This window comes from Xenorhabdus stockiae, from assembly GCF_002632825.1.
GTDB classification, from domain to species: Bacteria; Pseudomonadota; Gammaproteobacteria; order Enterobacterales; family Enterobacteriaceae; genus Xenorhabdus; species Xenorhabdus stockiae.
Window position 1 is genome coordinate 118,083 of record NZ_NJAJ01000013.1, and the last position, 6,692, is coordinate 124,774.

Genomic DNA, 6,692 nt, shown 5'->3' on the forward strand with positions numbered 1-6,692 from the left:
AGGTTTTTGTTGTTTGTACAAATCTATGTGCACTTTTATTTTTTAGCATTCAATTATTCACAACAAATTGTATTTAAAGGATATTTTATTGTTTAGTTGTAATTATCAGTTAATCACATCCGATGCCCAGTTACAGTCCATCTGTGATCGGGCCAAACAACATGCAAAAATTGCGCTGGATACAGAATTTGTACGCACAAGGACATATTATCCCCAATTAGGTTTGATTCAACTGTTTGATGGAGAAGAACTTTCTCTGATTGACCCCCTTGAAATTTCTCAATGGCAGCCTTTACGCGAATTATTGACTGATCCGAATGTTGTAAAATTCATTCATGCTGGCAGTGAAGATTTGGAAGTTTTTTGGAATAGCTTTCAGTGCATGCCTACTCCGATCATAGATACTCAGGTATTGGCGGCATTTATTGGGCATCCTTTGTCGTGCGGGTTTGCAACATTGATTTCAGAATATTTGCATGTAGAGCTGGATAAAAGCGAATCACGTACTGATTGGCTGGCTCGTCCGCTCAGTGAAAAGCAATGTGAATATGCGGCGGCGGATGTTTATTATCTCTTGCCTTTGGCTGATATTCTGATGACAGCCACAGAGCAGGCGGGTTATATGGACGCAGCAAAAGATGAAAGCGAACTGATTGTACAGCGTCGCAAAGAGATCTTAATGCCGGAGTCTGCATACAAAGATATCAGTAATGCCAACCAACTACGCCCAAGGCAATTAGCCTGTTTAAAAAAACTGGCTGCATGGCGTTTGAATCAGGCTCGTGAACGGGATTTGGCTGTTAATTTTGTTATTCGTGAAGAAAACTTGTGGCAGGTGGCGCGTTATATGCCAACTTCACTGGGCGAGTTAGATGCTTTGGGGTTAAGTGGGCAGGAAATTCGTTGTCATGGGCGTCGGTTACTGGCAATGGTAGCAGAATGCCGGGATCTTTCAGATGAAGAATGCCCTGAATTAATTAAAAACTTAGTTGATTACCCTGAGTATCGTAAAGCGTTTAAAGAAATAAAATCACTGATAAATAGGGTCAGTGAACCACACCAATTTTGCGCTGAATTATTGGCATCCCGCCGTCAGATTAATCAATTACTCAGTGCTCACTGGAAACTGAAATCATCAGAAAGTCTACCTGAGTTATTACGGGGCTGGCGGAATAAACTATTGGCTGAACAGATTGCTGAAATATTAGCTGATTACCCAGTTCTGTGATCCATTTGTCTGAACTGAAATCGGGATGTTTATACATCCCGATTACTTTCGGGAAATCACGCGCTTAAATTAAATAGCACTATTTGATAGCGTTATTTTGGCGATTCCTCAATCTCCGGTAATGTTACATTGAGTTCCAGTACGGAGATATCATCATTCTTTTGCTCAAACTGTACAGAAAGCATATCCGGGTCAATTTGTACATATTTACAAATGACAGCCAGAATATCACGTTTCATTTCGGGCAAATAGGCAGGCTCAGCATCACCACGGCGCCGTTCTGCCACGATGATTTGCAGCCGTTCCTTGGCAATATTGGCTGTCGACTTTTTTCTCGACAGGAAGAAATCTAACAAAGCCATGCGTTACCCTCCAAACAGGCGTTTCAAAAAGCCCTTTTTTTCTTCCTCAATGTAGCGGAAAGGCCGCTCTTCACCGAGTAAACGTAAAACTGTGTCTTCGTATGCCTTACCCGCATCAGACTCTTTATCCAGAATAACTGGCTCTCCCTGGTTCGAAGAGCGTAAAACAGATTGATCTTCAGGAATGACACCGATTAAAGGAATACACAAAATTTCCAGAACATCTTCCATGCTCAGCATATCGCCACGGTTCACACGACCTGGGTTATAACGGGTCAACAAAAGATGCTCTTTGATAGGGTCTTCACCCCGTTCAGCCCGACGTGATTTAGATGCGAGAATACCTAAAATTCGATCCGAATCGCGCACAGATGAAACTTCCGGATTTGTTGTAATAATAGCTTCATCGGCAAAGTAGAGAGCCATCAAGGCACCACTTTCAATACCCGCTGGTGAATCACAGATAATAAATTCAAACCCTTGCTGAGTTAATTCATTCAAGATTTTTTCGACACCATCACGGGTGAGAGCATCTTTATCCCGAGTCTGAGAAGCAGGCAGAATATATAAATTCTCTGTGCGCTTATCTTTTATCAGCGCTTGATTTAATGTGGCGTCACCTTGGATCACGTTAACGAAGTCAAAAACCACACGGCGCTCACATCCCATGATGAGATCGAGATTACGCAGCCCGATATCAAAATCAATGACTACGGTTTTTTTCCCTTTTTGTGCGAGGCCGGTAGCAATGGCCGCGCTTGAAGTGGTTTTGCCAACGCCACCTTTACCAGATGTAACAACAATAATGCGTGCCATGAAGCGATTCCTTGTTATAAGGGCTAGATTAAGGTTTCAATAGTTAATTCATTATTTACCAGACGTAATTTCACTGCTTTACCAGCAAAATTATCTGGAATTTCATCACTGAGCCAATATTGGCCGGCAATAGAGGTTAGCTCAGCATTTAAATGGGTGCAGAAAATCTGGCTTTCTTGATCGCCAGATGCGCCTGCTAATACACGCCCACGTAGCACGCCATATATATGAATATTTCCGTCAGCGATTAATTCTGCACCAGCACTGACATTACTGGTAACAATAAGATCGCTATTCGGAGCATAAATTCTTTGTCCTGAACGAACAGGCGTATTAATTATACGAGTTTTTTTGAAAATAGGTTCAGGTGGCTTATTTTCTTCAGTACGAATTTTCTGGCTTTTCCCTTCTTTTAATAAAGGGAGTTCCGCTTCCAACACAATTTTCCGCTGTTCTTCATCCTGGCAGCCGCTGATGCCAACAATACGTAGCCCGCTAGATTCAACCACACGATGTAGAGCAAGAAGGTCTGCACCAGCAGGGAGATGGGATATATTGATAACAACTGGAGCATTTTTCAGGAATTCGGGCGCTTGCTCCAATTTTTCCTGTATGGCCTTTTGAATGATATCCGGCTGGTCATCATGCAAATGAACGACCGAAAGCGTAAAATTACTGCCTTTTAGCTCAATTGGCGATTGTGACATCGATATTCAGACTCAGCAAGGTTAAGTTCCATGGAACAACTCCAAGGATACGATATTCTTAAATATAATAAGCATGTTATAGTTACTGAATTATTCAAGCAAGTCGCAGTGTTAATTAAAAAGAGTTTATGACAATGATTTGTGTAATCTATAGAAGTCCAAAGCGTGAACAAACATATCTCTATCTTACAAAAAAAGGAGATTTTTCCTCTGTTCCTGAAGAGTTATTGAAAGCTTTTGGCGAACCACAATTTTCTATGATGATTTCGTTATCAGAAAGAAAAAAATTAGCTAATGCGGATATTGAAAAAGTAAAAGCGGCATTGAGTGAGCAGGGTTTTTACTTGCAGGTTCCCCCTCCCGTTGAAAGTTTAATCAATGAACATCTGGCAGCAGCCAAATCATGAAAAAAATCGTCATCCGAAGAGCCACGGGTAGTGGCTTGATCCTGAGTTAAGAGGGTGATTTATGAAATTAATCATCAAGGTACCTTTATTATTGAGTGTAATACTGCTGGCTGGGTGTATTTCACCCGATAAAAAAATACAGCAGGATTCAGGGTTGACGGTTTTATCTCAAGTGGATGTGAAGGTATTGGAACAGCAGTTTCCACGTGCTTCACGTGAACCATCGCAATTTCCGGCTTATGTGGCTTTAATCAGACAGCAGGCGAGGAAACAGGGGTTCAGTGAGGAGACCTTAAAACGGGCATTTGCTGATATACACTTTATTCCACGGGTCATTAAATCAGATCGTAATCAGCCAGAGAAAAAAGCGACTCTGGATGAGTATCTGAAACGTGTTTTGCCGGACTGGAAAATAAAACAGGGTGTTGAACAATATCAGAATAATTCCCTGCAATTAGAAAGGATCGGCCGCAAATATGGTATCCCTGAATCTTATATTGTCGCCTTATGGGGGCTGGAGAGCGGGTTTGGCCGTATGCAGGGTAAGGAAGATGTTATATCCGCATTGTCTACGCTTGCTTTTGAAGGGCGGCGGGAAGATTTCTTTATCAAACAGCTTCTGGCCGCTCTTGAGATTATAGAGAAAAAATACATTGGTGCAGGCCAGACTCTGAAAGGTTCTTGGGCTGGAGCGATGGGGCAAAGCCAGTTTATGCCGACTTCGTATCTGACTTATGCCGCAGATGGTAATGGTGACGGAAAGATCGATATCTGGAACAGCAAGGAAGATGTTTTTGCTTCCACCGCTAATTACCTGCATAAAGAAGGATGGCAAAAAGGACTACCGTGGGGTTTTGCCGTTTCATTGCCGGATAATTTTGATAACGCGCTGGAAGGCGTTAAGGCGGAGCAGGGTAAATCGATTTCACAATGGCAGTCATTGGGTGTTTTTGCTCCTGAGTTTGCACAATTACCCGCTAAAACCAACGGTTGGATTATAATCACTGATGGGGTCGAACCGCAGGCGTTTTGGGTGACGCAAAATTTCCGTACTATTATGCACTGGAATCGTTCTTACTATTTTGCCCTCAGTGTTGGTATGATGGCTGACGGTATCGAACAGAGAATGCGTCATCTCACTCATTAAATATCAGAGTCTGAGTAATCAGGCTGATGACAGTTTAAGGAAGAGTACTATGTACCAGCATAGAGACTGGCAGGGGGCACTGCTGGATTTTCCTGCTAATAAAGTTGTTTGCGTTGGCAGTAACTACGCTAGGCATATTAAAGAGATGGGTTCCAGTATCACTGATGAGCCGGTGATATTTATTAAACCCGAAACTGCGCTTTGTGATTTGCGCCAACCCATATCTATTCCGGAAAAATTGGGGGCAGTGCACCATGAAGTAGAACTGGCGGTTTTAATCGGTTCGACACTTAAAAATGCCAATGAGGAACGTGTCAGTAACGCCATTGCTGGTTTTGCTGTTGCGTTAGATCTGACACTGCGTGATTTACAGCGTGAATTTAAACAATCAGGCCAACCGTGGGAGAAGAGTAAAGCATTTGATGGTTCATGCCCGATCTCAGGTTTTATTCCGGTTAATGTCTTTGAAGATCCACAGAACGTCCGTCTTTCTCTGACAGTAAATGGCGAATTACGTCAAAACGGCAATACGAGTGACATGCGAACGCCAATCATCCCTTTGATTAGCTACATGTCACAATTTTTTACCCTTCGCCCCGGTGACATTATTCTGACCGGAACACCTGAGGGAGTAGGGGCTTTAAAATCTGGTGATGTTCTGAACGTTTCTCTTAATGAACACGTTTTAACTACCAGAGTGATTTAATGATGAGGAATGGCAGCAATTATGTCTCAACCTTTCTGGCAGATGAAAACCTTGGAACAAATGACCGATCAGGAGTGGGAAGCTCTGTGTGATGGTTGTGGTCAGTGTTGTCTGCACAAGTTGATGGATGAAGACACTGATGAAATTTATTTCACCAATGTCGCCTGTAATCAGCTGAATATCAAAACCTGCCAATGCAGAAATTATGAAGATCGTTTCAGTTATGAACCTGACTGTATAAAACTGACTCGTGAAAACATGGTGACTTTTGAGTGGTTACCCACAACCTGTGCTTATCGTCTGATTGACGAAGGAAAAGGCCTTTTGCCGTGGCACCCGTTAGTCAGCGGTTCAAAATCAGCCATGCACGCAGAACGCATTTCTGTCAGGCATATCGCTGTGCGTGAGGTTGATGTAGTGGACTGGGAAGACCATATCCTGAATAAGCCTGAGTAGGCATTTTAATTATTGATATAAAAGGGAATTTATATCATAGGGTAGATGCTTGGGGCATAGATGGGGCATTACTGCTAAAGTTAGCATTTAAGATGTTTAGTTGATTTTGGTGATTATCACTAATCCATTTACCATAAACTTGATAAACCATTCCACGTAGTTGTAAATGATCTTGGAGAATAACAATCACCGTTTTTGAAGTCCGTTTATTCTATTTCGACAGTTTATTCTTGTGATAATTTACTGAAAAAATAAGAGGTGAATATTTTTCATTATACTAATTCAACTTCAATATACGTGTTATATCTCCCTGCGTCGTGGGGAGATATAAGAACTCACCTCATATTATCTGTTGTAACTTGAAGTTTATCGAATATAAATTCATTTTCTATTTATGATCTCCTGATTTATTACTTTACTGTATTAGGCGTACAAAATTTGATGATTTAAAAAAATACATTAGGAGTAGTATTTAAAAACCATTTCTAAAAAATAGAGGTGATATATGGTATGGGTAGTTGATGACGAACGTGCCGAATGGGCACAAATACCACGTGCTGCCGAAAATAAATATGATGAATGGGTGAGAATTATAGTAGAAAATAATAGATCTCCAAGTGATGCCGCACGTGATATAGGAGACTCCAATTTTAAAATGTTGAGCGGTGCAACCGAGTTATATACCATCAGACTTAGTCAGAGGCACAGAGTTTTATTTACAATAGATAGTGTTAATGAAATAGTTAGGGTTCTTCAGGTGGGTGGGTAATCCTCCCATTTTTCATGGAGGTTAAAAGTAGAATTCACGCAGCGCGTAATAAATGCTGCTTCGGGGTATAACCCCCTAATGCCATATTGGGCCT

9 protein-coding genes are annotated in these 6,692 nt (G+C 41.6%); 6 read left to right on the forward strand and 3 right to left on the reverse strand.

Annotated elements, in window-relative coordinates:
• The first annotated feature begins 88 nt into the window (after positions 1-88).
• On the forward strand, positions 89-1,228 hold the full coding sequence (rnd, locus tag Xsto_RS08695; RefSeq protein ID WP_169926612.1) for a ribonuclease D: 1,140 nt from the start codon (positions 89-91) through the stop codon (positions 1,226-1,228).
• Positions 1,229-1,320: 92 nt separating this feature from the next.
• On the opposite strand, the gene minE is transcribed toward rnd, so the two are convergent.
• From minE to minC, 3 genes are read right to left on the reverse strand one after another with little or no spacing between them, the layout of a single operon-like run.
• Positions 1,321-1,590 (reverse strand): cell division topological specificity factor MinE, encoded by a 270-nt coding sequence (gene minE, locus Xsto_RS08700; RefSeq protein WP_099124788.1) that lies wholly within the window; start codon positions 1,588-1,590, stop codon positions 1,321-1,323.
• A 3-nt stretch (positions 1,591-1,593) separates the two neighbouring features.
• Positions 1,594-2,406: a septum site-determining protein MinD gene (minD, locus tag Xsto_RS08705; protein ID WP_099110143.1), complete on the reverse strand. Its 813-nt coding sequence runs from the start codon at positions 2,404-2,406 to the stop codon at positions 1,594-1,596.
• Positions 2,407-2,429: 23 nt separating this feature from the next.
• On the reverse strand, positions 2,430-3,113 hold the full coding sequence (gene minC, locus Xsto_RS08710; RefSeq protein ID WP_099110142.1) for a septum site-determining protein MinC: 684 nt from the start codon (positions 3,111-3,113) through the stop codon (positions 2,430-2,432).
• A gap of 134 nt (positions 3,114-3,247) precedes the next feature.
• Here minC and Xsto_RS08715 point away from each other — a divergent pair, with 134 nt between their 5' ends.
• From Xsto_RS08715 to Xsto_RS08735, 5 genes are all read left to right on the forward strand, one after another.
• Positions 3,248-3,520, forward strand: a complete 273-nt coding sequence (locus Xsto_RS08715; protein ID WP_099110141.1) for a YcgL domain-containing protein — start codon at positions 3,248-3,250, stop codon at positions 3,518-3,520.
• A gap of 61 nt (positions 3,521-3,581) precedes the next feature.
• Positions 3,582-4,667 carry a lytic murein transglycosylase gene (locus Xsto_RS08720; RefSeq protein WP_099124789.1) on the forward strand — a complete coding sequence of 362 codons (1,086 nt, stop codon included), beginning with the start codon at positions 3,582-3,584 and terminating at the stop codon, positions 4,665-4,667.
• A gap of 49 nt (positions 4,668-4,716) precedes the next feature.
• Positions 4,717-5,373, forward strand: coding sequence for a fumarylacetoacetate hydrolase family protein (locus Xsto_RS08725; protein ID WP_099124790.1), 657 nt, complete (start codon positions 4,717-4,719; stop codon positions 5,371-5,373).
• Between the two features lie 18 nt (positions 5,374-5,391).
• Positions 5,392-5,829 (forward strand): YcgN family cysteine cluster protein, encoded by a 438-nt coding sequence (locus Xsto_RS08730; protein WP_206601840.1) that lies wholly within the window; start codon positions 5,392-5,394, stop codon positions 5,827-5,829.
• Positions 5,830-6,334: 505 nt separating this feature from the next.
• A complete protein-coding gene (locus tag Xsto_RS08735) occupies positions 6,335-6,598 on the forward strand; it encodes a hypothetical protein (RefSeq protein ID WP_099124791.1) in 264 nt (87 codons plus the stop codon).
• Positions 6,599-6,692 lie beyond the last annotated feature (94 nt).